We start from the raw sequence: 26695 nt of genomic DNA, 5'->3' as shown, positions 1-26695 counted from the left end.
ACGCTATTCTTTGATCAGTCTTTTCTCAATATAATCAACAAGCTGGTACATAATCGTTGCTAAGAGCGCAATGACAAGCAAGGATAGCATGACTAATGTAAAGTTAAATACCTGGAAGCCGTAAATAATCAGATAGCCCAGACCTTTAGCGGAAACAAGGTATTCACCGACAATAACTCCTACCCATGATAACCCAACGTTAACCTTTAAGGTTGAAATAATCGTCGGGAAACTTGCTGGCAGAATGGCTTCTTTAAAACATTGTGAGCGTGTTGCTCCAAAAGTGAGCATCACTTTGAGATAGTTTGGGTCCACTTCACGAAACGAGGTATAAATAACAATGGTGGTTACAATAACAGAAATAATGATCCCCATTGAAATAATCGAAGAATACCCGGTCCTAAAGCCACAATTAAAATCGGACCAAGCGCAACTTTCGGTAAGGCATTTAAAATAACGAGATAAGGATCAAGTACCTTTGAAATCATAGAGGACCACCATAAAACGGCAGCTAAAATCGTTCCAAGTAATGTACCTAAAATGAAGCCAAAAACCGTCTCCGTTAAGGTAACAAGGGTATTATCTAACAATGACCCATCCTTTAGTTTTTCTAAAAACAAAAACCATATTTTTGATGGTGAACTAAAAATAAGCGGGTCAACCCATTGTAATCTGCTTGCAATTTCCCAAAGAGCAAAAAACAAGATAAAAATAAGAATTTGGTAAAATCGGACCCAGCGTTTTTCAATCCTTAAGGAGCGAAGATATTCTTGATGAAGAAGCTTAACGTTTTTAGGGTTCAAGGGTCTCAAGCTCCTTCCAAATGGTTTGAAAAAGGGTAGAATACATCTCATGGCTGCGGGCTTCAAAAGGAGAAAGTGACCGCAGCTCATCTGGAATCTCAAAAATGCGATATAGTTTCCCGGTTTAGCTGAAAATAAAAATACCCGATCGCTCATGCTGATGGCTTCACCGATATCGTGTGTTACAAGGATTGCTGTTTTTTTAAATTCTTTCAATGTTGAGGACACCAGATCTTCTAATTTAAGTTTGGTTTGATAATCAAGTGCAGAAAAGGGTTCGTCTAACATTAATAGCTTTGGTTCAGTTGCAAGCGTTCGAACAAGGGCTGCACGCTGCCTCATTCCGCCGGATAATTGCTTTGGTAGCTGGTTTTCCACACCGTTTAGACCAATTTGACTTAAAAGTTGTAATGCTTTTATTTTCGTTTGCTCATTCAGCTTTTTAGATAATTTCAATCCCAAGAGAATGTTTTCTTCAATCGTTTTCCAAGGAAACAGGTAGTCTTGTTGAAGCATGTAACCAATATTGCTATTTTTAGTGGACACAGGTTTCTTTTCCAACAAGATAGTTCCTTGGGTCGGTTTCAGTAATCCGGCTATGATCGATAGAAGGGTCGTTTTTCCACAGCCGCTAGGGCCGAGAAAGGAGACAAATTCTCCTTCCTCAATGGTTAGTGAAATATTGGAGAGGGCCGTGGTCGTAGAGGTTTTGGTAAAGTAGGTGTGATCAATTTCGTTAATCGTTAAAAAACTCAAAAGACAGGCCTCCCTTACGTTGTTTTTGCTGAGTTAAATTTGGCTGTTGATTTCCGCTCCAATCAACAGGCTTAAAAAATTAACAATCACCTTAAGACAGACTTGTTTTAAATTAATTTTGGCTGATTTTTTTTGCAATTGTTGTATTTACGAGTGTGTTATAGTCAACATGTTTTGGGAGTGACCCGGCGGCGTTCATAATGTTCTGAAGGTTATCCCATGCCTTTGGATCAATAATAGGGTTGGTGGCATAAGAACCCTGGCTTTTATAACGGTTGACAGCTGATTCCATAATGCTTAAATCCGTGTCAGGGAAATAGGGCTGAATCGCTTGTGCTGTTTCTTTAGGTGTATGGGCATCGACCCATTGCTGTGCTTTGTAGATGGCGCTGGTGAATTTTTCCACGGTCGCTTGGTTCTTTTTCAAATAGCTTTGTTTTGCCATAAAGGAAGTATACGGAACGCGGCCTGAATCTGTTCCAAATGAAGCAACAATATATCCTTTTCCTTCTTTTTCAAAAATGCTGGCAGTTGGCTCAAATAGCTGCACATAATCTCCAGTCCCTGAGGCAAAAGCACTTGAAATGTTTGCAAAGTCTATATTCTGAATCAGATTTAAGTCGTTGTGAGGATCAATGCCATGCTGTTTTAAAACGTATTCGCCAACCATTTGCGGCATGCCGCCTTTTCGCTGACCTAAAAAGGTTGATCCTTTTAATTGCTGCCATGAAAAATGATCGATTTTTTTGCGGGAGACAAGGAATGTACCGTCAGTCTGCGTTAACGCAGCAAAATTAAGAACGGGGTCATTTGAGCCTTGGGCATACACATAGATGGATGTTTCTGATCCAACAAGTGCGACATCAGCGCCACCTGAGATTAAAGCGGTCATCGTTTTGTCTCCGCCGGGAACGGTCGTAAGTTTCACATCAAGTCCTTCATCTTTAAAAAATCCCTTGGATAATGCAACATACATGGGTGCATAGAAGATGGAGCGGGTAACTTCGGCAATGCGGACTGTTTGAACCTCTTGCTTCGCTGGCTGAGTCTTAGCCGACTGGCTATTGGTGGTGCTGCATGCTGCTAAAGAAAAAATAAGAAGTGCAGAGAATAAAATGGTCATACTGACTTTAAGTGATTTTTTCATCGGATTGAAAACCTCCTTTTTCTGGGCGGTAAGTTGCCTAAAATATCGTATGAACAGGATAAAAATGTGTGTTTGCCCATTAAAAAAAAATGAAAAGAGAGGTGTGATAAATGATTCAAGAGAACGGTACCATCATTGCAAGGCACCGATTTCCATCTCCAAACCCTAATGTAGAACTAACTCTTATTACCTACTATTCAAACGGTCTTAGGGTAAGAGGATTGCTTGCCGAACCAAAGTATGAAAAAACTTCGGATGGCTTTCTTTACCTAAGAGGAGGAATAAAAAGTGTAGGCATGGTCCGTCCTGCAAGGATAGCCCAGTTTGCCTCCGAAGGATTTATCGTGTTTGCGCCTTTCTATCGAGGAAATCAAGGCGGAGAAGGGAACGAAGACTTTGGAGGAGAGGACCGGGAAGATGCATTTGCAGGTTATACATTATTGAAATCACTTCCTAGAATAAAAAGTATCCATGTTTTTGGATTTTCCCGTGGCGGTGTTATGGCATTGTGGACAGCGATCTGCTTTCCAGAGACGGCGAGTGTTGTGACGTGGGGCGGCGTCAGTGATATGTCACTGACCTACCTGGAACGAAAGGATTTAAGAAGAATGATGAAAAGGGTCATTGGCGGGACTCCTAAGAAATATCCAGAAAAATATGAGGAGCGAACGCCCTTGCATCAATTAGAAAAAATAACGGCACCAGTTCTCATTATCCATGGCGTTAAGGATCAAAATGTATCGGTAGGACATGCCTATCTTCTTGAAAACCGCTTAAAGGCCCTACAAAAACCTGTGGAGAGCTGGTATTTTAACGAATTTACACATTATTTTCCGCCTCAAATTAACAGAAGAGTTGTCACCGATTTAACAACGTGGATGAAATTGCACAAGGATTAATGGTAAAATAAAGACAAACATATTAGAGGAGCGATGCCAATGGGAATGCCTCTTGAATTAAACACTATGATCGTGACCAAGAGTCGTGAAAAAAGGCTTGAAGAGAATCTTTTTTACTTAGAAAAGAAAGGTTACCGATTATACCCCATCGATATTCCTGTGGATGTAAGAAAGGAAATCGATGGTGATTCACATGGGACAGGCATCATCAAAAAAGTGGAATGGCAGAATCAAGCTACGTTCGTCACTTATCAATTACTTTCGTTAAATTCAACAAATTAGTATGACACATAAAAAAACCTTATCAGCATGTGATAAGGTTTTTTTATGTCATACTAATTATTTCAAAGGTGCGCCTTTTTCGGCAATTTCAGCAGGAACATCTCCAAACTTTGTGAAGTTGTCACGGAATTTTGCAGCTAGTTCTTTTGCTTTTTCTTCATAGGCGTTTTTGTCAGACCAGGTTTTTTGCGGCTGAAGAACTTCATCAGGAACGCCTGTAACATGAACAGGGATGTTTAAGCCAAAGATTTCGTCCTGAACCGTTTCGACATTATTTAATTCGCCTTCAAGTGCAGCTTGAACCATTGCTCTTGTATAGGAAAGCTTCATACGATTGCCAACTCCATATTCGCCGCCAGTCCATCCTGTGTTAACAAGGAATACATTCGCATTATGCTCTAATACTTTTTGGCCAAGCATTTCTGCATAACGTGTTGCAGGAAGCGGCAGGAATGGAGCACCGAAGCAGGTGGAGAATGTTGCTTCAGGAGATGTAACCCCACGCTCAGTACCTGCAAGCTTAGAAGTATATCCACTCAAGAAATGATACATCGCTTGTTCTCTTGTCAGTTTAGAGATTGGAGGCAATACTCCAAATGCATCTGCAGTTAAGAAGACAACTGTATTTGGATGACCAGCGATGCTTGGGTCAACGATATTATCAAGTGCTTGCAATGGATATGCAGCACGAGTATTTTCCGTTAATTCTCCATTATCATAATCTGCCACTCTTGTTTCAGGATCAATAATGACATTCTCAAGAACGGTGCCAAATTTGATCGCATCGAAAATTTGCGGTTCTTTTTCACGAGAAAGGTTAATCGTTTTTGCATAACATCCGCCTTCAATATTAAAGACGCCATGCTGTGACCAGCCATGCTCATCATCACCAATTAGCTTACGGTTAGGGTCAGCCGATAAAGTAGTTTTTCCTGTTCCGGAAAGACCGAAGAATAAGGCAACATCCCCTTCAGCGCCAACATTCGCTGAACAGTGCATCGATAAGATATCATTTTCAGGAAGAAGGAAGTTCATAACTGAGAAGATCGATTTTTTCATTTCACCGGCATATTCCGTTCCGCCAATTAAAACCGTTCTTCTCTCGAACGAAATGATGATAAATGTCTCTGAATTTGTACCGTCCACGCTTGGATCTGCTTTAAAATTAGGTGCTGCAATAACCGTGAATCCAGGTTTATGAGAGCTGTGTTCCTCTACATCAGGGCGGATAAATAGTTGGTGCACAAACAAATTATGCCAAGCATATTCATTAATGACTTGAATTGGTAATTGCGATTTTTTATCGGCACCAGCAAAACCATTAAATACAAAGATTTCTTCTTTTTGATTTAAATAGGCAAGAACTTTATCATATAATTTAGAAAAGTTCTCTTGTGAGATCCTTTGGTTTGTTTCCCAGCCAATTTTATCTTTTGTTGACGGTTCTTCAACAATAAATTTATCTTTCGGAGACCTGCCCGTATACTTTCCTGTTGAAACTCGAATAGCACCTGTGGAAGTTAAGGTTGCTTCGTTGCGGCTTAATACCTTTTCGACTAATTGTGGAACAGATAATTGGACATGGACATTCTCTTTAGCTAGTAAACTATTTAGTCCATCTTCGGTATGCGTGGAATTCATTTAGTGACTACCATCCTTTTCCATTGATTTTTAATGAATTATATACGATAAAAACAGTATAACACATTGAAAGAAATAGTCTATACTAATTATGAAAAATTCAGTGAATTAATAAAAATTTTATAAAAAATCAAATATTTGAATATTTGATGACTTATTATCTATGTTTTGAAAAAAGGATTGACAGTTTAGATAATAGTACGATATGATTTTTATTTGAACGGATACTCTCTTATCCCGAGCTGGTGGAGGGACAGGCCCAATGAAACCCAGCAACCTGACGATGAAAATGTGTTTTAAGGAACATTTTCGGAGCAAAGGTGCTAAACCTGATGCAAGGCTAGACCTTGAACGATAAGAGTGAAAGGCGAGAGAATCAATGTGCTTTCAACCTTTCCTCATTATGGAAAGGTTTTTTTGCGTCCAGTGTTGACGTTCGTAGGTTAAATTGGCGCAATGCCTTTGTCGTTTGCATATAATAAGAGAGCTTTTGTAAGAGGTTCATAAAAATTCCTTGTTTATACATACTATTAAGGGAAATGAGTTCCGTATCAAACTGAGGTAATTGGTTCTTCCAAGATCCTCATTTTATTACATTTTAGGAGGAATTCAGATGTCAACAAAACGTCGTTTGTTCACTTCTGAATCAGTAACTGAAGGTCATCCAGATAAAATCTGTGACCAAATTTCTGATTCCATTTTAGACGCTATCTTAGCAAAGGATGCTAATGCACGTGTTGCAGCTGAGACTTCTGTGACAACAGGTTTGGTCTTGGTTGCTGGAGAAATTACAACTTCTACCTATGTTGATATTCCCAAAATTGTTCGTGAAACCATTCGAAACATTGGTTATACCCGAGCAAAATACGGTTTTGACGCTGAAACCTGTGCGGTTTTAACTTCGATTGATGAACAGTCACCAGATATTGCAATGGGTGTTAACCAGGCGCTTGAAGCGCGTGAAGGACAAATGACTGATGAAGAAATTGAAGCCATTGGGGCTGGGGACCAGGGCTTGATGTTTGGCTATGCTTGTAATGAAACAAAAGAGCTTATGCCGCTGCCAATCTCACTTGCTCATAAATTAGCACGAAGATTAACAGAAGTTCGGAAAGATGAAACCCTGTCTTACCTTCGTCCGGATGGAAAAACACAAGTAACCGTTGAGTATGACGAAAATAATAAACCCGTTAGAGTGGATACCATTGTTATTTCAACACAGCATAACCCTGAAATTACTTTGGAACAAATTCAAACTGATTTAAAGGAACATGTGATCCAACCGGTTGTTCCTGCTGAATTGCTCAATGAAAATACGAAATATTTTATTAATCCCACAGGCCGTTTTGTCATCGGAGGTCCGCAGGGTGATGCAGGCTTAACTGGCCGTAAAATCATCGTAGATACATATGGCGGTTATGCTCGCCATGGCGGCGGTGCCTTTTCTGGTAAAGATCCTACAAAGGTTGACCGCTCTGCTGCATATGCTGCACGTTATGTTGCCAAAAATATCGTAGCCGCCGGGCTTGCTGATAAGGTAGAAGTACAGCTTGCTTACGCAATTGGTGTTGCCAAGCCAGTCTCGATTGCCGTAGATACGTTTGGTAGCGGAAAAGTGAGCGAAGATGTTTTAGTTGATTTGGTGAGTAAAAACTTTGATCTGCGTCCAGCTGGAATTATTAAGATGTTAGACTTGCGCCGCCCAATCTACAAACAAACAGCAGCTTACGGACATTTTGGCCGAACAGATATCGACCTTCCATGGGAACGTACAGATAAGGCAGATGTACTAAAACAGCAAGCAGGTATTTAAGCAAATAAAAACAGGGGTTTTGTAGCTCCTGTTTTTTTGTTTGCCTAATAGCACGACGGACAGGATGTCCTAGTCAGGCGAGTGCCACAGGACGTGGCGCTCTACGAGCGTGGCAAGTGCAACTACGCCTCTGCCTTCGCCTTTAGGATCGTCAGTCGGCGAGTTTTCTATAATTCTTTAGAACTAAGTTTACGCTTAAATAAATAGGTAAAACTGATGGTAACTGAATTTTCCTCTTCTTATTGGTGCAAATTTTTTTGGATTAGTGGTAGTATGAGAGAGTATGCATTTTCGACTTTTTGTATTCAAAAATGGAATAGAAAAGTGATTTAAGATTGGAGTAGGTGAGGTACATAATGTGTGGCTTTATTGGCTGTGTCCACGAAAAAACACAAAATTATCGTGACGATCAAAAACAGCAATTTAAAAATATGAACGATCTTATTACCCATCGCGGACCAGATGATGATGGATTCTATTATGACGATCATATTCAATTTGGTTTCCGCCGATTGAGTATCATTGATATCGAAAGCGGTCATCAACCGCTAACGTATGAAAATGAACGTTATTGGATCATCTTTAATGGTGAAATTTACAATTATGTTGAGCTTCGTGAAGAACTTCTCAAAGAAGGCTTACAGTTTGCAACCAGCTCAGATACAGAAGTCATTCTTGCCTTATACAGTCATCTAAAGGAAAAGGCAGTGGAAAAACTACGCGGGATGTTTGCTTTTGTAATTTGGGATAAGCAAGAGCAAAAGCTAATTGGGGCAAGGGACCCGTTTGGAATTAAACCATTCTTTTATTGCGAAGAAGGGGAAAGAACCTTTTTTGCATCGGAGAAAAAAAGCATTTTACTGGCACAAGAAAATACCCTTTTAAACTATGATGCCCTGCAGCATTATTTAACTTATCAATTTGTTCCAGAGCCAGGTACGATGACAGAAGGAATTAAAAAACTAGAGCCTGGTCATTATTTTACAAAAAAGATTGGCTCGCCAATGGAAATTAAAAAATATTGGAAAGCACATTTTAAGCCGGTTCACCAGACGGAAGCTGATTTTATTAAAGAAATCAAAGATGTCCTTTTCGACTCCGTTAAAGTGCATATGCGCAGTGATGTTCCTGTTGGTTCCTTTTTATCTGGAGGAATTGATTCTTCGATAATTGCTTCGATTGCAAAAGAATTTCATCCAGCGATCAAAACCTTTTCAGTTGGGTTTGAACGCAATGGGTTTAGTGAAATTGATGTTGCCAAGGAAACAGCTGAAAAACTTGGGGTCGAGAACATCAGCTACGTAATCACTCCAGAAGAGTATATGAACGAAGTGCCTAAAATTATGTGGCATATGGACGATCCGTTGGCAGATCCTGCCTGTGTTCCGCTTTACTTTGTGGCTCGTGAAGCAAGAAAGCATGTTACCGTTGTTTTATCCGGTGAAGGTGCTGACGAATTGTTTGGCGGTTATAACATATACCGTGAACCGCAATCCCTTGAAGTGTTTAATAAGATTCCAAGGGTGGGTAAAGTCCTTCTAAAAAGAATTGCGATGATGATGCCTGAAGGGATGAAAGGCAAGAGCTTTATCGAACGCGGAGTAACCCCGATGGAAGAACGCTATATTGGGAATGCCAAAATGTTTACCGAAGAAGATAAACGTGCCTTATTAAAGGTTTATCGACCAGGGTTGGATTACACGGATATCACTAGACCGCTATATAATGAAAGCAAAGGCTACGATCCTGTTGATCGGATGCAGTATATTGATATCCACACTTGGATGCGTGGCGATATCCTCTTAAAAGCGGACAGGGTTACGATGGCACATTCATTAGAGCTGCGTGTTCCATTCCTTGATAAAGAAGTGTTCAAAGTTGCTTCAAAAATACCAACCAGCTTAAAAACAGCAAACGGGACAACCAAATATATTTTACGTAAAGCAGCTGAAGGAATTGTTCCAGATCATGTATTAGATCGCAAAAAACTTGGTTTCCCTGTCCCAATTCGTCATTGGCTAAAAAATGAGATGAATGAATGGGCAAAAAAAATAATCCGTGAAAGCCATACGGATCATTTAATTAATAAACAATATGTGTTAAATCTGCTTGAAGACCATTGTCAAGGCAAGGCCGACAACAGCAGAAAGATTTGGACTGTGTTGATGTTCATGGTTTGGCACCAGATCTATGTGGAGGAAGTTTATTCGTTCCAAAAAGAAATGGCCCTGCAGCATTAATACCTAGGGAAGATACGTAATAGCCTGACTTCCCATTTGCACCCAGGATTCTTTAAAATCCGCAATGGGTGCTTTTTTATTTTTCTCTCCTGTAAGTGGATCATTAAAATAGATATTTTGTTGATCATATCCTGTTAATAGAACTGCATGCTCTTTATACGAAATTTTTACACTGCCAGTTGGTGTATCCCATGTTTGAAACTGACCGTCGCCAAGTTGTTGGTACAAGGTATTCGTAATCACCCAAATAGGTTTGCCATCTGAAAGATAAAGTTTCAAATCATTGAAGTCGGAGCTGGATAAATCCTTTATTCTCCAGGGCAGATAGTTTTCCGCAAGTTCAGCAATTGGTTCATGATAAACTCCATATCCAGGTTCATTTAAGTTGTACATATTCCCAACAAAACCATCATCGGGGTTTCCGAAATGAACAGTTCCATTAATCACCGTTCTTGGGGTTTGGTCTTTTTTTATTTTTTCCGCAAGCTCCATTTTGTCAACCTTCACGCCGGCATAGTTTAGAAGCATGGCTAGGCTTGTAACCTCACAGCCGCGAGGAAGTTCAGGCAGCTGAGCAAAAGTCGGAGCATCTAGCAGCACCTGATCTTTTGTTGATGATGTGTTTGGAAAATTTAAATGTTCCCCGAGAAAACTGGTTGGTGCCGATGAGTGGAACCAATTTTTTATCGAAGAAAAGGCCAAAGCTACATGCTCAGTTTTCGAACTGTCCAATAAAAATCCAGTTATTAAAATAAAAAAAATGACAAAGAACATAAACGCCGACTTAAAGATCCGTGCAGCTTTTTTTAATAACCACAAGAGAAGAATGAATAGGATGATTAGAACGAAAATTTGTGGATATAAAGAATACATATTACCACCTAAATTATTTAATCTTGGAGTCAATCCTGGTGTCAAAGTTAATAATAGAAAGAATATGTTACTTTTTCTTTTCTTCTTGTTGTGATTTGTAATAGCTTGCTTTTTCGGTGTATTCTCTAATGATGCGTTCCATGTCTTTTCGATCTTCAGCTGTGAGTTCTCTAACTACTTTTGCTGGTCTGCCAAAGGCGAGGGTATTTGGCGGAATCTTCTTACCTTGTGAAACAAGACTTCCCGCACCAACGAAGGCTCCTTCGCCGATTTCTGCCTGATCCAAAATAATGGAGCCCATTCCAATCAATGCTTTTTTTCTTATGATACAGCTATGTAAAATAACTGAATGGCCAACGCTGACTTCATCCTCCAGGATGAGCGGATTGTTGGGGCTTTGATGAAGAACACAGTTGTCTTGTACATTTACTTTTTTGCCAATAATAGTAGGGGCAACATCGCCTCTAATAGAGGTATTAAACCAGATTCCTGATTGTTCACCAATTTCAACATCACCTGTAACCGTGACATAATCAGCTATGAAAGCGGAATCAGCAATTTTTGGGTGCTTGCCTTTATAGGGATAGATCAATTTTTTTCGCTCCTTTCTCTTTTATTCTAACGAATCTGCAACATTTCGTGAAAGCTTTTTGCATAAAGTTTTAATCTTTTTTGTGATATAGTACCTTTATTACATAGGATATAAACAGGGAAAAAATTTTTTAAATGTGAATTTGTTGCCTTAGGAGGGGGAAATATGTGGAAGTGGGAAGCGGAAGGTGAAGCGAAAGCGGTAATTGTTATGGTCCATGGAGCGATGGAGCATCATCGACGTTACGGGTGGCTGATTGAAATGTGGCGAACTTCGGGCTTTCATATCATCATGGGTGATCTTCCCGGTCAAGGTATGACGACACGGTCCAACCGAGGACATATCGATTCCTTTGATGAGTACATTTTTGAAGTAAAGGATTGGATTCAAGCCGCATACCGCTATGATTTACCGGTATTTTTACTTGGACATAGCATGGGCGGATTGATTTCCATTCGGCTTTTGCAAGAAGAAAGATTAAATATAGCTGGACTGATTTTATCCTCGCCATGTTTAGGCTTAGTAAAGACACCGCCAAAATTATTAGATGCTCTCTCATATGGGTTAAATGTCATCTATCCTTCATTGAGGCTTAATTCTGGATTAACCGTTCAGATGGCAACAAGAAACCCTGATGTTCGTGAAGCAGATGTAAATGACACACTATACATTACAAAGGTTTCGATAAGATGGTATCGGGAATTATCTGCTGCTATCAAGCTGGCGTTTGAAAAAATTGGAGATATACAGGATGTGCCAATGCTAGCTATGCAAGGCGGGGATGATAAGATTGTTAACAAAAAAATGGTCAAAGAGTGGTTTAATGGTGTGCCATTATCAGAAAAAAGATTTAAAGAATGGCCAAAGTGCTATCACGAAATTTTTAATGAGCCTGAGCGTGAAGAAGTTTTTGAATACGCAAAGGACTTTGTTACCAGCCAATTAAAAGCCATTGGCTATATTGTTTAAAAGAGGTGGATGAATGGTGCTTTCGACTATGCCAATTAGCTTAATGTCAAACGTATATTACAAAATTTTCCCTGCAGTTCATCAGGAATTGGCGTATTGGAAGAAGAGAGCAAGTGAAATCCCAAACCCTGAATTAAGAAGACAGGCATTAGCAAGTATTGAACATAAAACCTTCCATTGTGAGGGAGGGGCCATCCTTGCTTTAATGGCAAAAAAACAATTAAAAAAAGCCGTCAAATTTATTGTGGCTTATCAAACAATTAGTGACTATTTAGATAATCTATGTGATCGCAGTACTTCCCTTGATCCAGATGATTTCACTGCCTTACACGAATCAATGGCGGACGCTTTGACATTGGAGCCAGAGGTGAAAAATTATTATCGGCTTCGTGATGATCAGGACGATGGAAGTTATTTATATGATTTAGCTAAAACCTGCCGATCGATTCTATCTGAATTGATTCATTATGATTGGATTAAAAACTACTTACTTGAATTATGTCAGTATTATTGTGATTTACAAATTCATAAGCATGTTAACCGGAAGAACGGGTACCCCGTTTGCAGAAGTGGTTTAATGACTATCAAACCCAATTACCAGAGATGGAGTGGTATGAATTTTCTGCGTGCTCCGGTTCGACCCTCGGGATCTTTTGTCTGATTTCTTATGCCATGAGAGAGGATTTTCAAATAGAGGATGCAGCACATATTCGCAGCGGGTATTTTCCTTATATTCAAGGCTTACATATTATGTTGGATTATTTAATCGATCAAGAAGAGGACCGTAATGAAGGCGATTTAAATTTTTGTTTTTACTATGAAAATGAAGAACAATTGTTTAAGCGGCTTAAGCATTTTGTCAGGGAAGCCGACCGCCATACTGAGCTCCTGCCACATAAAAAATTTCATCGTCTCATTAATCGCGGATTGTTAGGGATTTATCTTTCCGATGAGAAGGTCCGCAAGCAGAAAAATGTGCACAAGCTTGCAAAGGAAATGATTAAAACAGGCGGCATGACAAGCTATTTTTTCTACGTTAATGGACGTGCTTACCGTTCTTTTCAAAAATGGTTTACATCCGTTAAAGTGAATATAACATCGCTTCAGCAATAGTATTTGGGGCACATGAGCAGAATCGGAATCTGAAGCACATGAGCAGTGAAAAGAGGCTAAGAAGGTAATCAGAATCGGAATCTGAGGCACAAGAGCAGATAAATGAGACCACGAAGGTAATCAGAATCGGAATCTGGGATACATGAGCAGAGAAATGAGACTATGAAGGTAATCAGAACAAGAAAAACCAGGCCAAATGACAGCCTGGTTTTATCTTTTCTCAATAGCCACTATAAATGGCGGATTATTCTTCTGGTTCATAAATTTGTATTCCAATACATGGGCCAGATTTTGATCAAGTTGGTTACAATACTCAAGCAGGCTGTCACGCTCAATCTCTCCGCCGGGGTGTCCGTAATAAATCACAAGCACAATGATTCCTTCAGGAGCCATAACGTTTAATAGCTGTTCCACTGCTGAAATGGTTGTATTTGGCTTGGTAATGACTGATTTATCACTTCCTGGCAAATAGCCAAGATTAAAAATGGCACCCGTTATCTTTCCATTTTCATCTTGAGGAATACAAGTGGACAAATTTTCATGTCCTTGTTGAAAAAGGGTTACACGGTTTGAAAGCCCATTGCTTCGGATAAGCTCCTCTGTTGCGGTCACCGCTTCGTGCTGAACATCAAACCCGTATACCCGACCATCTTCTCCGACAAGATTAGCAAGAAATAACGTATCATGACCATTGCCGATTGTGGCATCGACGACAGCATCTCCAGACTTTACTGCTTTTTCAAGTAAGATTTTTGCAAAAGGAAGGATTCGATCCAATTTCATGTTTATTTCCCGGACCTTTCGAAAAATTTACCTTGATAGCTGTCCCTTCGCTTGAGCTCATCATCAATAGCATTGAGGACTTCCCATTTATTAACACTCCACATTGGCCCGATCATAAGATCAATGGGTCCATCACCAGTAATTCGATGCACAATCATTTCCGACGGGATTATTTCCAATTGGTCGCAAACAAGGTTTACATAATCTTCCTTTGAAAGAAAGTCAACCATTCCTTTTTCATATTGTTTGACCATTGGTGTCCCTTTTAACAGATGCAATAAGTGAATTTTTATCCCTTGGACATCTAACTTTGCCACTTCACGTGCGGTTTCCATCATCATGTCCTTTGTTTCCAGCGGTAGCCCGTTGATGATGTGGGAACAAACTCGGATACCATGCTTTCTAAGTTTATTGACACCTTCAACATAACTTTTAAAATCATGGGCACGATTAATTAACGAGGCAGTTTTTTCGTGAACTGTTTGCAGTCCAAGTTCAACCCATAAATATGTTCTTTCATTGAGTTCCGCTAAATATTCGACAACATCATCTGGAAGGCAATCGGGACGAGTGGCTATCGATAATCCAACGACGTTCTCCTGTTTTAAGACTGTTTCATATTTCTCGCGCAAGATCTCTACAGGTGCATGTGTATTGGTAAATGCCTGAAAGTAGGCCATATATTTGCCATCTTTCCATTTGGTATGCATTTTTTCTTTGATATCTTGAAATTGTTTTTCGAGTGTCTCAACTCGGTTCCCCGCAAAATCTCCAGATCCTGCTGCACTGCAAAACGTACAGCCTCCGTGTGCAACCGTGCCATCCCGATTCGGGCAATCAAAACCGCCATCAAGAGCGATCTTAAATACTTTATGGCCGAATTCTTGCCGAAGATGATAATTCCATGTATGGTAACGCTTATTGTCTAAAGCATATGGAAAAGGGTTGGTCTCAATCATTTTCACCAAACCTCCTTGTTATTTAAAAATAAAAGCATAAATTAAATTTTATCATGAATTGAAATCCATCGCCAATAATGCTTATATCCTTAATTGCCAGTAAATCTCAGCGGGTTTGCAGTGATAGGAACACGCCCGAGTGTACACTATAAGAAAAGAAGCTGTTTGCTTCAATGGGGGTTTAAATCTAAAGGGGGTTTTAAGATGGCAACTCGGGATTCAATGGAAACTTTGATTCAACAATGTGAGGATGCTATTCGTTATGCCCAGGAACAGTATGAGGAAAGCAGTGTTCAACAGCATTACAACAATGATGGTTATACAGATGCCTTGCAAACAATTGAGCAATCCTATCAGGATGTTTGTAAAATGGCGCATAGTGCCAATTCACAGCAGCGAGACCAGCTTCATCGTGTGAGACTTCAGCTTCAAGACTTACAAAACAAAATGATTTTGCAAGGGCCATAACGAGGAGGAAAATAAAGTGAAAAAGCGCTCCAAACAACAAAATCCAGAACAAAAAACAAAAAATGGCATTAATAATCAAGACCTTGAGCTTGGACAGGATGTTGATGTTGTTAAGCAATCAAAATTGAAATATGAAAAATCAGGCGGCCAGCCAGTTAAATCGAAAATGCATCAAGAGCCGGAACAAGCAAGATAAGATACAAATATCGCTACCCCCATATTTTGGGGGTGTTTTTTTATGGGTTTATATATCCGTACGTTTTGATCATATATCCGAAACCAGTCAAAATTTTAATTTTATAACAATTTTATAAAGGATTGAAATCAAAAGTGAAACATTCTAAAATAATTTGGTTATCGAAATATCTTAAAGTGTAAAGGGGCGTAATCATGCCGCGTGCTTTGTGGCTTCTAATTGTCGGGATGGCTGTGAATATGACAGGATCCTCCTTTTTATGGCCGTTAAATACAATCTATATTCATGATCATTTAGGAAAATCGTTATCGGTTGCAGGTGTCGTTCTTATGTGTAATTCGGCAGCTACAGTCATTGGAAATTTATTAGGCGGGAGCTTCTATGATAAAATTGGCGGTTACAAAACAGTTCTAATAGGAATAGGAACAACACTTGCTGCACTTATATGTTTATCTATTTGGAACAGTTGGCCTGAATATATTATCTTTTTAGTGGGTATCGGATTGGGAACAGGCATTATCTTTCCGCCCATGTACGCAATGGCGGGGTCTGTATGGAAAGAAGGCGGGCGAAAAGCCTTTAATGCCATGTATGTTGCCGCAAATCTGGGTGTTGCGATCGGGTCGGCACTGGGTGGTTTTGTTGCGGATTATTCCTTCCAATACATTTTTATTGCAAATACATTCATGTATTTTATTTTTTTATGTTTGGCTGTCTTTGGTTACCGAGGAATCTCAGTCGTTAACAATATAAAAATGACTGAGGCACATCCAGCCGAAGTAAAGCAAAACCAGAAAAACTTAAGGGCTTTGTTAATTTTGTGCATTGGATATTTGCTCGGCTGGGCTGCCTATGTACAATGGTCGACCACAATCGCAGCATATATCCAGGAACTTCATATTTCACTTAAACAGTACGGTCTTTTATGGACAATCAACGGGGCAATGATTGTCTTTGGACAGCCCGTCGTTAAAGTTTTTATCAAGTATTTTGCAAAATCCTTAAAAACGCAAATGCTGATTGGTATGGTTGTCTTTATTGGTTCATTTTTAGCTGCTGCATATGCCCATTCTTTTAAGGGATTTGTGGTAGGTATGATTATTTTAACAATTGGTGAAATGTTTGTATGGCCTGCAGTGCCAACGGTTGCTTTTCAGCTGGCACCAAAGGGGAGAGAAGGTTTTTATCAGGGTTTTGTTAACAGTACGGCAACCGGCGGCAGAATGCTTGGACCTCTTGCAGGCGGGATGCTTGTTGATACGTATGGAATGCCGATACTATTTATTGTCATGATTGGACTGTTTATCATCTCTTTTTTGACAACATTCATTTATGATCACAATTTAAAGGAAAAAAAGCTGCCATTGAAGCATAAAAAAAGCCAGATCTGCTAAAGGTCTGGTTTTTTGCGTATAAATCGTATTGTTGACGTCTAAACTGATTTTGTATAATAGGATTACTTGCATCCTGTTGCAAAGTTTAATACAATATCCCTATACTTTTATATTTTTAATAACATTGAATGAGGAGTAGTAATGGAGTAATCCCGAGGATAGAGAGTTGACGGATGGTGCAAGTCAAATTCGGGAAGTCATGAACTCGCCTCGTGAGTTGCAAACATGAAAGAAGTAATGTTTGTCGTATTCCGCGTTAAGGATGATTAAGCGAGTGTTCATAACACTAATGTGGGTGGTACCGCGGGAAGATTCATACATAATCTCTCGTCCCTTGTTTGAGGGATGGGAGTTTTTTATTTTAATTAGGAGGAAATGACGATGAGCTTCGACCATCAACAAATTGAAAAAAAGTGGCAAAAGAAATGGGAAGAAGAAAAAACATTTAAAACAAAAGAAGACAAAGGGAAAAGAAAATTCTATGCATTAGATATGTTTCCATATCCATCTGGTGCAGGGCTTCATGTTGGCCATCCCGAAGGATATACAGCAACGGATATTCTTTCACGTTTAAAAAGGATGCAAGGTTATAATGTCCTTCACCCAATGGGCTGGGATGCCTTTGGTTTGCCTGCTGAACAATATGCATTGGATACAGGTAATGATCCTGCGGAATTTACCAAGAAAAATATTGATAATTTCCGTCGACAAATTAAATCACTTGGTTTTTCATATGATTGGGATCGCGAAGTAAATACAACCGATCCTGAGTATTACAAATGGACTCAATGGATATTTCTACAGCTTTACAACAAAGGCCTTGCCTATATTGATGAGGTTGCTGTTAACTGGTGCCCGGCACTTGGTACTGTTTTGGCTAATGAAGAAGTCATTAATGGAAAAAGTGAGCGCGGAGGTCATCCAGTTGAACGTCGTCCAATGAAACAGTGGATGCTTCGAATTACAGCTTATGCTGATCGTCTGCTTGAAGATCTTGAAGAATTAGATTGGCCTGAAAGTATTAAAGATATGCAGCGTAACTGGATTGGCCGCTCAGAAGGGGCAGAGATTACCTTTAATATTGGTGGACATGATGAAACATTTACCGTATTCACTACTCGTCCCGATACATTATTTGGTGCTACCTATGCAGTTCTTGCTCCGGAACATGTGCTTGTTGAAAAAATCACGACGGAAGTTCAAAAGGAAGCTATTGCAGCTTACTTAGACAAAGTTAAGAGTAAAAGTGATCTTGAACGTACAGATCTTGCAAAGGAAAAAACCGGAGTTTTCACTGGTGCCTATGCTATTAACCCGATAAATAATGAAAAAATGCCAATCTGGATCGCGGATTATGTTCTTGCAAGCTATGGAACAGGGGCAATTATGGCTGTTCCTGGCCATGATGAACGCGACTATGAATTTGCGAAAGTATTTGATCTGCCAATCCGTCAAGTTGTTGCTGGCGGCAGTATTGAAAGTGAAGCATATATTGGCGATGGAGAGCATATCAACTCAGGCTTCTTAAATGGTCTTAACAAAGTGGAAGCAATTAAAAAAGCAATAGCCTGGTTAGAAGAGCAAGGGATAGGAGCAAAGAAAGTTACTTACCGTCTCCGTGACTGGTTGTTTAGCCGTCAGCGGTATTGGGGTGAGCCGATCCCGATTATTCATTGGGAAGACGGTACAAGGGCAACTGTTCCTGAAGACCAGCTGCCCTTGATGTTGCCAAAAACAACCGAAATCAAGCCATCTGGAACAGGTGAATCACCACTTGCTAATATCGCAGATTGGGTTAATGTGGTTGACCCTGAAACAGGCCAAAAAGGACGCAGAGAGACCAATACAATGCCGCAATGGGCAGGAAGCTGCTGGTATTACTTGCGTTATATTGATCCTAAAAATAGTGAGCAGCTTGCTTCACCTGAAAAGTTAAACGAATGGCTGCCTGTTGATATATATATTGGCGGTGCGGAGCATGCTGTACTTCACTTGCTCTATGCTCGTTTCTGGCATAAGTTTTTGTATGATATCGGTGTTGTCCCTACGAAAGAGCCATTCCAAAAGTTATTTAACCAAGGGATGATACTTGGTGAAAATAATGAAAAAATGAGTAAATCAAAGGGTAACGTTGTGAACCCTGATGATATTGTGAATAGTCACGGTGCAGATACACTGCGCTTATACGAAATGTTTATGGGACCGCTGGATGCATCAATTGCCTGGTCTACCAATGGCCTTGATGGTGCCCGCCGCTTCCTGGATCGTATTTGGCGCTTATATGTTGAGGATAACGGTGTGTTAAATCCGAAGATTCAAGATACAGAAGAAGCAGCAAACCTTGAAAAAACATATCATCAAACCGTTAAAAAGGTGACAGATGATATAGAGGCACTTCATTTTAATACAGCCATTTCGCAAATGATGGTATTTATCAATGATGCCTATAAATCAACGGTTCTTCCTAAACAATATATGGAGGGATTTGTTAAACTTCTTTCACCAATTGCTCCACATCTTGCCGAAGAGCTTTGGGAAAAGCTTGGGCATACGGATACGATTTCATATGAAGGATGGCCAGCATATGATGAATCGAAGTTAATTGATAATGAAATTGAAATTGTGATTCAAGTTAACGGTAAGGTAAAGCATAAGCTTACTGTTCCAACTGGGGCCAGCAAGGAAGATCTTGAGCAAATTGCGATGGATGATGAAAAAATTAAGGAACAAATTGAAGGAAAAACCGTTCGCAAGGTGATTACTGTACCAGGTAAATTGGTAAATATTGTAGCGAACTAAAGAGTTGTAAAACTGGACTTCTATTAGGTCCTACGATAAAGTTTTTATAAATGAACATCCTCCTTAAATTTGGAGGATGTTTTTCTAAAAAGGGGTGCATGTTATGGAAGACGTAAAGATTATAACAACAGAGGAATTAAAAAAGAAGCTTGAAGCGGGGGAGAAACTCGAGCTTGTTGATGTGCGGGAAGACTTTGAAGTAGTGCAGGGGAAAATTCCTGGGGCAAAACATATTCCGATGAATGAGATTCCTGGTAATCTGGATTATTTTGATAAGAATAAAGAATATATTTTTATTTGCCGTTCAAGCCACCGGAGTGGAAATGTTTGTCTATATCTGAAGGACCAAGGCTACAAAGTCCGTAACATGATTGGCGGGATGCTTGAATGGACAGGAGATGTCGAATAAGAAAACAGGAAAGGGCTGCCCTTTCCTGTTTTTTTAATCAGTATACCTAGTCCTTGTAACTGCTGCACGTGTTGTTTTTGGCTGTGGTTTCGCTTTTGTAAATTTCATAAGCAAGGCGAATATTCCTATAATTGGGAACGGAATTAAATTTGCAATTGCTAAAATTTCAGGATTAAAGTCCGTTCCAATCCATAAGCCATGGATAGTAACCAAGATATAAAGAATGGGATTTAGCGCATGTAATTTTCGCCATCTAAGATAGCCGACTTTTTTTCGTAGTTTTGATGTTATGAAAGTAATAATGAGAAAATAGAAAGACAACGTACCTAGAGCCATTGGAATCGGTTTATAGCTGGTATTAAATGGAACAAAAACTTCGGTCCATTTAAACCCAATATAGGTGTCAAGTAATAAAAGCCCTAAGTGTCCTCCTACCAGGATCATTGCCCAGTTAGAGAGTTCTTCGTGAAGATTAATGGCACTAGTCATCTTCTTTTTCCGTTTTTTCTGTACCTGCGAAAAAAGGCCAACAATCACAGTTAAATATAATAGTATATAGGCTACTGTACCGGTGCCTCGGATCATATACCATTCCAATGTCTGCAAAAGATTCTCCTTCTTTCTTATTTAAAAATCAGGTTCCACCTGTAGTTGTATCAAAACGACCGTGATGGCCAAAGCTTCTTCCGGAAACTTGGTTACTATTTTGTGATGAATTACCATTATCAATGGCAGGCTGGCCACTATCCCCTGATGATCCATCCCCAAAATTAAGTGTAGGTCCGTTATTATTCGTCGTTTGGTCATCCCCAGAATTGGAGGAACTGCCGTCATCAGTCATTGATTGATCATCATTATTTGTTGAACCAACGGAATTTTGTTCACCCCTGTTTGAACTTGAGGGAGATTGTTGGTCTAAATTTTGACTTGCTGCTGGTGATTGTGTAGTTCTATTAGAAATTGTTGTATTTTTGTTTGTTAGCCCCAAGTACGAAACCATACCTGCAACAAGAGCAAGGCTTCCAAAGCTTACTCCCCATGAGGTAAACTGCTTTTTGTCCAATTTAATGGCCCCTTTCAAAAAATGTCTTCTAAGCATTTAAGTTAATATTCGGTATATCATCTCGTGACTAATTTGTACTTTACAACCCAAAACTTAAAATTCTCTTAATTTTTTCTATAAAGTTAGTTTTTATATTGTAATTTTTTCCAAAATAATTCAGATTTAACATTTGTTTTATAAAATTCTGAAAAAAAGTTAATAATGGATAAAGAGTGGAAAGGGGAGAGGACATTGATTCAAGTTAAACTATTTGACCGTGAGCATGAAAAGGATTTAGAAAAAGAGATGAATCGTTTTTTGAAAGGAATAGATGAGAGGAAATTAATAGATATCAAATATAATGTTGCGGCACTACCGGAAGAAGATGAAGAGGAACAAATTTATTGTTTTACAGCAATGATAATCTATCGGTCATGACTACTAATCATGACCGATTATTTTTGGCTAATAAGAAAGTAAGGGCAACTCCGCCTCTGTCTTCGCCCTTAGGGGCTCGCCAATCAGCGGGTTTTCTTTATGTATTGAGCTGCATTCGTTCCAGCAAGGCGACCTGTCACAAGAGCAGAGGTGATATTGTAACCACCTGTATAGCCGTGAACATCAAGAATTTCACCACAGAAATAAAGACCGTTCATTTTCTTTGAGGCCATGGTTTGTGGTTCAATTTCCTTTATCGAAACGCCTCCGCCTGTTACAAACGCTTTTTCTAATGGAAGCGTACCATTCACTCGAAAGGTAAAGTTCTTAATGAGCTTTGCAAAAGATCGAAGTTTTTCATTTGAAACTGTCCCTCCCTGCATATTTTGGTCAATCTCCGCTTGCTCGAGCAAAAATAGCAGGTAGCGTTCCGGAAGAAATCCTTTCAGGATGTTTTTAATACTTTTCTTAGTGTCCGTTTTCATATATTTCATAATTTCTTGAAAGATTTCTTCTTCTGTTCGGTCCAGGAAGTACATCGAGGCTCATGACTACTTCACTTAGGTTCCATTTTTTCATCGCTTTAATGACAAACTGACTGCAGCGTAAGACTGCGGGACCGCTTACCCCAAAATGAGTAAAGATCATATCCATCCGATGTGAGATGAGCGGTTTACCTTTTGGATTTAAAACGCTAAGATTAATATCTCTAAGCGAAATGCCCTGAAGTATTTTAGACGTAATAAATGGCTCATTCGAGGTTACCGGGACTTCTGTTGGAAAAAGCTCAGTAATCGTGTGCCCAGCTTTTTCAGCCCAGGCATAGCCATCACCTGTTGACCCTGTATGGGGAACAGACTTACCTCCAACAGCCACAACGACCGCCTTTGTTATGACCCGATTTCCATTTTTTAAATCAACTGCTGTCGTTTTACCATTTTCATAAATAATATCCTTTACAGGTGAATTGGTAAATACTCTAACCTTAAGACTCTCTAGCTTTTCTAACAAGGCATCTACCACTGATTGTGATCGATTAGAAGCTGGGAACATGCGCCCATGATCTTCTTCTTTTAATGTAACACCCATTTTTTCAAAAAAAGCAATGATGTCTTCGTTATTAAAAATCGAAAAAGCACTATACAAAAATTTCCCATTTCCAGGCAAGTGTTTGATGATCTCTTCTATCGGAAGCCGATTGGTCACATTGCATCGACCCCCGCCAGAAATGGCTAACTTTCTGCCAAGTTTGTCCCCTTTATCGATTAGCAACACACGTGCACCCTGTTCACCGGCGCCAATCGCGGCCATTAATCCGGATGGACCGCCGCCAATCACAATTACATCATATTCCATTTTTTCACCAACTTTATATACGATTACCAGAAAAAGGTTAAACTAAGAAATAATTATAAACGATTTGCTGTTATTTTTGAAATCTGTTAATACCATCTCAAAAATAACTTACCAAAAAAATTTAACAGGATTATTATAGCGCAGTTCGAAAAGAAGTTGTACACTACTAATAGTGTGCAAAAAAGGTCGAATTTACTTCTTATATAATAGACTAATAATTCACGCCTCATTTTTGGTCGAGGGGAAGAAATGATATGCAATCAAAGCTTTTAAGAGGAACCTTTATTTTAACAGTTGGAACCTTCCTTTCCAAATTTATCGGTTTATTCTATGTGATCCCATTTTACCAGATTGTCGGAAAGCACGGGACGCAGTTATACAATTATGGCTATGTCCCTTATACCATATTTATTAGCATTGCAACAGCGGGGGTCCCCCTTGCTGTGTCAAAGTTTATTTCCAAATATAATGCGATGGAAGAATACGCAGTAGGGAGAAAACTTTTTAAATCCGGTTTGGTGGTCATGATGTTAACCGGATTTGCTTCTTTTTTAGTCATGTATTTTGCTTCACCTGCGTTGGCTGAAATGAGTATTGGCAGCGATAAAAGCCAAACTTTTAGTATAACTGAAGTATCTACCGTTATGCATGCAGTAAGCTGGGCATTGATTGTTGTGCCGTTTATGAGTTTAATCAGAGGCTTTTTTCAGGGACATCAATCGATGGGTCCTTCTGCCGTTTCACAAGTAGTTGAACAGATTGTTCGGATCCTCTTTACACTAGTAGGAGCTTATGTTGTTTTGCAAATGATGCATGGCGGTATTGTCAATGCTGTTAGTGTTTCAACGTTTGCAGCTTTTATTGGTGCGTTAGGAGGCTTGGCTGTATTATTTTGGTATTGGTTTACAAGAAAACACTATTTGGATGAACTTTTATTACATGATAAAGGAACGGTCAGTATTTCCCTGCCGCAAATGTATAAAGAAATTCTTCTTTATGCTGCACCGTTTGTTTTTGTAGGGATTGCCAATCCTTTGTATCAATTTATTGATCAGGTTACTTTTACAAGGGCAATGGATGCCATTGGTCAACATAAATTGGCAGATGTTGCTTTTTCGATTTTAAACTTTGAATCACAGAAAATTGTCATCATCCCTGTTTCATTAGCAACGGCATTTTCATTAACACTTGTTCCTTCTATTACAAAAGCTTACGTAGCAAATGACTTTAAAGATATGACACATCAGCTTAATCAATCATTTCAAGTTTTGTTGTATTTAACTTTGCCTGCATCATTGGGTTTATCTTTATTGGCAGAGCCAATTTATACCGTCTTCTATGAGCATGATCCGCTTGGAATTTCTGTTCTTGCTACATATGCACCTGTCGCTATTTTGTTTTCTCTTTATTCTGTAACAGCAGCGATCTTGCAGGGGATTAATGAACAGCGATTTACCATCTTAAGCTTGCTTGTTGGTTTATTACTTAAATTAAGCTTAAATATCCCGCTTATTAAAGCGATGGAAACCCAAGGAGCAGTTTTAGCGACAGCTATTGGATATGCTGCTTCGATTATTATTAATTTAATCGTTATTAAAATGTATTCTGGTTATCGTTTCCGTCTTGTAGCAAGACGGTGTATGTTAATTGTGATCTTTGCGGGAATAATGTGGTTAGGTACAGAAGTTACTTTAAAGGTATTGGAGTTATTCCTTTCCCCTGTGTCTAAGATGCAGTCATTGCTTATGATCATTGTGTGTGCGGTCGTAGGGTCAGGAATCTATTTTTATTTAGGTCTGAAAAGCCGTCTTGTTTACCGTTTATTTGGGAATCGCGTCGATTCAATTAAGAAAAAATTAAGATTGCCAATCTAATACTATTGTGAAAAGGCGGGTGGCAAATGAGAATTGATAAATTGTTAGCCAATCTTGGTTTTGGCAGCAGGAAAGAAGTCAAGAAACTCTTGAAAGATGGAGCGGTAAGGGTAAACGATGCTGTTGTGAAAGACCCTAAAGTGCAGGTTGATCCAAACAAAGATCTTGTTACACTTAATGGTGAAACGATTGAATATAAAGAGTTCATCTATTTAATGATGAATAAACCTCCTGGAGTTCTTTCGGCCACAGAGGATTATGCTGGTGAAACGGTTATTGATTTATTGGAAATGGAAGACCAGGTTTATGAGCCTTTTCCTGTTGGGCGGTTGGATAAAGACACGGAAGGGCTCTTGTTGATTACCAATGACGGGCAGCTAGCCCATCGGCTATTGTCACCAAAGAAGCATGTACCGAAAACATACTTTGCTGTCATCGATGGAGAGGTTACGGAAAGTGATATAGATGCTTTTGGGCGTGGAGTCACCTTAGATGATGGCTACGAAACAAAACCTGGACAGTTAAAAATTCTAAAATCAGGAATTCGCTCCGATATCGAGTTAACGATAACGGAAGGGAAATTTCATCAAGTAAAAAGAATGTTTGAAGCAGTTGGAAAGCGGGTTGTGTATTTAAAGCGGATTTCAATGGGATCTCTTTTGCTTGATGAAACACTTGAACTCGGTGAATATCGCGAACTAACGGACGAAGAAGTGGAAATGTTAAGAGACTATCAAGTAAAATAATAAACGAATGTTAAAAAAGCAGCCTTGCATTCGGCTGCTTTTTTTCACAGTATAGGAGGATTTGATGAAAAAAGTCGGTTTAGTGATGCGAAAAATACAATTTACGGAAGCACAAGGCCCTCGGGTGTTTGCTGAGCGTTTAAAGCAAATCGCCAGCGAATTAGGGGTAGAGATTATCTTTATCTCACCCGAGCGCCACGTAAGCGGGTATGACTGGATTCCGGGGTATGAGCATGAAAAAGGTGATTTAGTCAATTACGATATTGTTCTGGACCAAATCTATAAAGAAAACATTGAACATGTTATTTACACAGTGTCAGGCTTTACTTTTTTAAAAATGTTTATTAAAAACTGTGTCCTCTTTCCGCATAGTTTTCCTGACCCTGCTTTGACGGGGTATGAAATGATGAAACCATTTTATTCGATTGTTGATAAGGCAATCGTACAAACGGACTTTCTTAAACGGGAAATCACCAGAAATTTTGGTGTAACTGACGTTAATGTCATTCCCATTGGCTTTAATGAACAATTAGCCAATATGTATTATGACCCAGATCATGTTGTTGATAACCGAATTCTTTGGATTGGCCGAGATGAAGAAAATAGAAGACCCGACTTGGTTATCGAATATGCCCGTCAAAATCCAGATAAGGAAGTCTATATGGTTTTTGGCGGAGTTCGCTATAAAGAGAGTATGAAAAAGTATGATATTCCGAATAATGTTAAGCTGCAGTTTGCTTTAACACAGGATGAAGTATTTGCGCTAATGAATTCGGCAAAAGTCTTTTGGAATTGTTCAAAGTTTGACACGTTCGCGATGCCATTAACGGAAGCAATGGCAATGGGAAAAATCATTGTGAAACCGGAACATCCTTGCTATGGACATTTCAGTTCCCAACATTCATTTTCCGGGAATGAACAAAATTGGTTTGAACTCGTTAATATGGCTGCTGCCGCTCCAATAAAAGCTTCTGCGGAAAATCGTCAATATGCCTTTGATAAATTCTCAAGTTCGGTAATGAAAGAGGGGTATAAGAATTTCTTCGAGGATTGGTTGAATTAATTATGATGCAAGAAAGTGAAAAAGCCAGCACATTTAGCTG

The 26695-nt window shown here is 39.3% G+C and carries 22 protein-coding genes, 4 pseudogenes, 1 riboswitch and 1 other annotated feature; of the genes and pseudogenes, 15 read left to right on the top strand and 11 right to left on the bottom strand.

All coding sequences use genetic code 11. The features are described 5' to 3' along the window. Positions 1 to 3: 3 nt before the first annotated feature. The 3 genes and pseudogenes from RCG17_RS07135 to RCG17_RS07125 all read right to left on the bottom strand — a co-directional run bounded on the left by RCG17_RS07135 (position 4) and on the right by RCG17_RS07125 (position 2706). Positions 4 to 854: pseudogene (locus RCG17_RS07135) on the bottom strand (ABC transporter permease). Beyond that, positions 793 to 1559: pseudogene (locus RCG17_RS07130) on the bottom strand (ABC transporter ATP-binding protein). The pseudogenes RCG17_RS07135 and RCG17_RS07130 overlap by 62 nt, the downstream one beginning before the upstream one ends. Before the next feature lie 112 nt (positions 1560 to 1671). Then, positions 1672 to 2706: an ABC transporter substrate-binding protein gene (locus tag RCG17_RS07125; protein ID WP_308174534.1), complete on the bottom strand. Its 1035-nt coding sequence runs from the start codon at positions 2704 to 2706 to the stop codon at positions 1672 to 1674. 110 nt (positions 2707 to 2816) lie between these two features. On the opposite strand from RCG17_RS07125, the gene RCG17_RS07120 reads away from it, so the two are divergent. Both RCG17_RS07120 and RCG17_RS07115 read left to right on the top strand, forming a co-directional pair. Further along, positions 2817 to 3605, top strand: coding sequence for an alpha/beta hydrolase family protein (locus RCG17_RS07120; RefSeq protein WP_308174533.1), 789 nt, complete (start codon positions 2817 to 2819; stop codon positions 3603 to 3605). Positions 3606 to 3644: 39 nt separating this feature from the next. Further along, positions 3645 to 3887, top strand: coding sequence for a DUF2584 domain-containing protein (locus tag RCG17_RS07115; RefSeq protein ID WP_308174532.1), 243 nt, complete (start codon positions 3645 to 3647; stop codon positions 3885 to 3887). A gap of 57 nt (positions 3888 to 3944) precedes the next feature. Here RCG17_RS07115 and pckA read toward each other — a convergent pair whose 3' ends face one another. After that, a complete protein-coding gene (gene pckA / locus RCG17_RS07110; protein ID WP_308174531.1) occupies positions 3945 to 5528 on the bottom strand; it encodes a phosphoenolpyruvate carboxykinase (ATP) in 1584 nt (527 codons plus the stop codon). Between the two features lie 229 nt (positions 5529 to 5757). Further along, a riboswitch (SAM riboswitch) is annotated at positions 5758 to 5889 on the top strand. A gap of 252 nt (positions 5890 to 6141) precedes the next feature. On the opposite strand from pckA, the gene metK reads away from it, so the two are divergent. Both metK and asnB read left to right on the top strand, forming a co-directional pair. After that, positions 6142 to 7341 (top strand): methionine adenosyltransferase, encoded by a 1200-nt coding sequence (gene metK, locus RCG17_RS07105; RefSeq protein ID WP_308174530.1) that lies wholly within the window; start codon positions 6142 to 6144, stop codon positions 7339 to 7341. A gap of 356 nt (positions 7342 to 7697) precedes the next feature. Next, positions 7698 to 9581: an asparagine synthase (glutamine-hydrolyzing) gene (gene asnB / locus RCG17_RS07100; RefSeq protein ID WP_308174529.1), complete on the top strand. Its 1884-nt coding sequence runs from the start codon at positions 7698 to 7700 to the stop codon at positions 9579 to 9581. Positions 9582 to 9584: 3 nt separating this feature from the next. Here the strand turns inward: asnB and RCG17_RS07095 are convergent, their stop codons facing one another. Together RCG17_RS07095 and RCG17_RS07090 are read right to left on the bottom strand one after the other, a co-directional pair. Continuing rightward, entirely contained in the window at positions 9585 to 10454 is an 870-nt protein-coding gene (locus RCG17_RS07095; protein ID WP_308174528.1) for a C39 family peptidase, read from the bottom strand. Positions 10455 to 10521: 67 nt separating this feature from the next. Beyond that, entirely contained in the window at positions 10522 to 11046 is a 525-nt protein-coding gene (locus RCG17_RS07090; protein WP_308174527.1) for a gamma carbonic anhydrase, read from the bottom strand. Between the two features lie 165 nt (positions 11047 to 11211). Here RCG17_RS07090 and RCG17_RS07085 point away from each other — a divergent pair, with 165 nt between their 5' ends. Both RCG17_RS07085 and RCG17_RS07080 read left to right on the top strand, forming a co-directional pair. Then, positions 11212 to 12015 (top strand): alpha/beta hydrolase, encoded by an 804-nt coding sequence (locus RCG17_RS07085; RefSeq protein ID WP_308174526.1) that lies wholly within the window; start codon positions 11212 to 11214, stop codon positions 12013 to 12015. Between the two features lie 13 nt (positions 12016 to 12028). Next, a pseudogene (locus RCG17_RS07080) lies at positions 12029 to 13128 on the top strand (tetraprenyl-beta-curcumene synthase family protein). A gap of 210 nt (positions 13129 to 13338) precedes the next feature. Here RCG17_RS07080 and RCG17_RS07075 read toward each other — a convergent pair. Together RCG17_RS07075 and RCG17_RS07070 are read right to left on the bottom strand one after the other, a co-directional pair. Continuing rightward, complete coding sequence (locus RCG17_RS07075; RefSeq protein WP_308174525.1) at positions 13339 to 13911, bottom strand: tRNA 5-(aminomethyl)-2-thiouridylate-methyltransferase MnmM; 573 nt, start codon at positions 13909 to 13911, stop codon at positions 13339 to 13341. Positions 13912 to 13913: 2 nt separating this feature from the next. After that, positions 13914 to 14870 carry a tRNA modification radical SAM protein MnmL/YtqA gene (locus RCG17_RS07070; RefSeq protein WP_308174524.1) on the bottom strand — a complete coding sequence of 319 codons (957 nt, stop codon included), beginning with the start codon at positions 14868 to 14870 and terminating at the stop codon, positions 13914 to 13916. 204 nt (positions 14871 to 15074) lie between these two features. Between RCG17_RS07070 and RCG17_RS07065 the strand changes: the two genes are divergently transcribed. From RCG17_RS07065 to RCG17_RS07045, 5 genes are all read left to right on the top strand, one after another. Further along, positions 15075 to 15338 carry a YtzC family protein gene (locus RCG17_RS07065; protein ID WP_308174523.1) on the top strand — a complete coding sequence of 88 codons (264 nt, stop codon included), beginning with the start codon at positions 15075 to 15077 and terminating at the stop codon, positions 15336 to 15338. A 16-nt stretch (positions 15339 to 15354) separates the two neighbouring features. Beyond that, entirely contained in the window at positions 15355 to 15534 is a 180-nt protein-coding gene (locus RCG17_RS07060) for a glycogen biosynthesis protein GlgD (protein WP_308174522.1), read from the top strand. Between the two features lie 194 nt (positions 15535 to 15728). Beyond that, positions 15729 to 16928, top strand: coding sequence for an MDR family MFS transporter (locus RCG17_RS07055; RefSeq protein ID WP_308174521.1), 1200 nt, complete (start codon positions 15729 to 15731; stop codon positions 16926 to 16928). A 115-nt stretch (positions 16929 to 17043) separates the two neighbouring features. Then, positions 17044 to 17266, top strand: a binding site (T-box leader). A gap of 43 nt (positions 17267 to 17309) precedes the next feature. Further along, positions 17310 to 19727 (top strand): leucine--tRNA ligase, encoded by a 2418-nt coding sequence (gene leuS / locus RCG17_RS07050; protein WP_308174520.1) that lies wholly within the window; start codon positions 17310 to 17312, stop codon positions 19725 to 19727. Positions 19728 to 19830: 103 nt separating this feature from the next. Next, complete coding sequence (locus RCG17_RS07045) at positions 19831 to 20136, top strand: rhodanese-like domain-containing protein (RefSeq protein ID WP_308174519.1); 306 nt, start codon at positions 19831 to 19833, stop codon at positions 20134 to 20136. A 33-nt stretch (positions 20137 to 20169) separates the two neighbouring features. On the opposite strand, the gene RCG17_RS07040 is transcribed toward RCG17_RS07045, so the two are convergent. Together RCG17_RS07040 and RCG17_RS07035 are read right to left on the bottom strand one after the other, a co-directional pair. Further along, positions 20170 to 20742, bottom strand: coding sequence for a ferric reductase-like transmembrane domain-containing protein (locus tag RCG17_RS07040; RefSeq protein WP_308174518.1), 573 nt, complete (start codon positions 20740 to 20742; stop codon positions 20170 to 20172). Between the two features lie 28 nt (positions 20743 to 20770). Further along, positions 20771 to 21199, bottom strand: a complete 429-nt coding sequence (locus tag RCG17_RS07035) for a hypothetical protein (RefSeq protein ID WP_308174517.1) — start codon at positions 21197 to 21199, stop codon at positions 20771 to 20773. A 231-nt stretch (positions 21200 to 21430) separates the two neighbouring features. On the opposite strand from RCG17_RS07035, the gene RCG17_RS07030 reads away from it, so the two are divergent. Next, positions 21431 to 21616, top strand: a complete 186-nt coding sequence (locus tag RCG17_RS07030) for a sporulation protein Cse60 (protein ID WP_308174516.1) — start codon at positions 21431 to 21433, stop codon at positions 21614 to 21616. An 83-nt stretch (positions 21617 to 21699) separates the two neighbouring features. On the opposite strand, the pseudogene RCG17_RS07025 reads toward RCG17_RS07030, so the two are convergent. After that, positions 21700 to 22972, bottom strand: a pseudogene (locus RCG17_RS07025) (NAD(P)/FAD-dependent oxidoreductase). Between the two features lie 254 nt (positions 22973 to 23226). On the opposite strand from RCG17_RS07025, the gene RCG17_RS07020 reads away from it, so the two are divergent. The 3 genes from RCG17_RS07020 (at position 23227) to RCG17_RS07010 (ending at position 26655) form a co-directional block, all read left to right on the top strand. Beyond that, positions 23227 to 24846, top strand: coding sequence for a putative polysaccharide biosynthesis protein (locus RCG17_RS07020; RefSeq protein WP_308174515.1), 1620 nt, complete (start codon positions 23227 to 23229; stop codon positions 24844 to 24846). Positions 24847 to 24872: 26 nt separating this feature from the next. Then, positions 24873 to 25592 (top strand): pseudouridine synthase, encoded by a 720-nt coding sequence (locus RCG17_RS07015; RefSeq protein WP_308174514.1) that lies wholly within the window; start codon positions 24873 to 24875, stop codon positions 25590 to 25592. 64 nt (positions 25593 to 25656) lie between these two features. Then, the gene (locus tag RCG17_RS07010) at positions 25657 to 26655 is read left to right on the top strand and encodes a glycosyltransferase (RefSeq protein ID WP_308174513.1); all 999 of its coding nucleotides are present in this window, start codon (positions 25657 to 25659) and stop codon (positions 26653 to 26655) included. Positions 26656 to 26695 lie beyond the last annotated feature (40 nt).

The sequence above is a fragment of the Neobacillus sp. PS3-12 genome (genome assembly GCF_030915385.1).
In the GTDB taxonomy this organism is placed as follows: domain Bacteria; phylum Bacillota; class Bacilli; order Bacillales; family Cytobacillaceae; genus JAEVLT01.
Note: the sequence above shows the minus strand (reverse complement) of the source record. Positions and strands in the feature narration are given on the sequence as shown.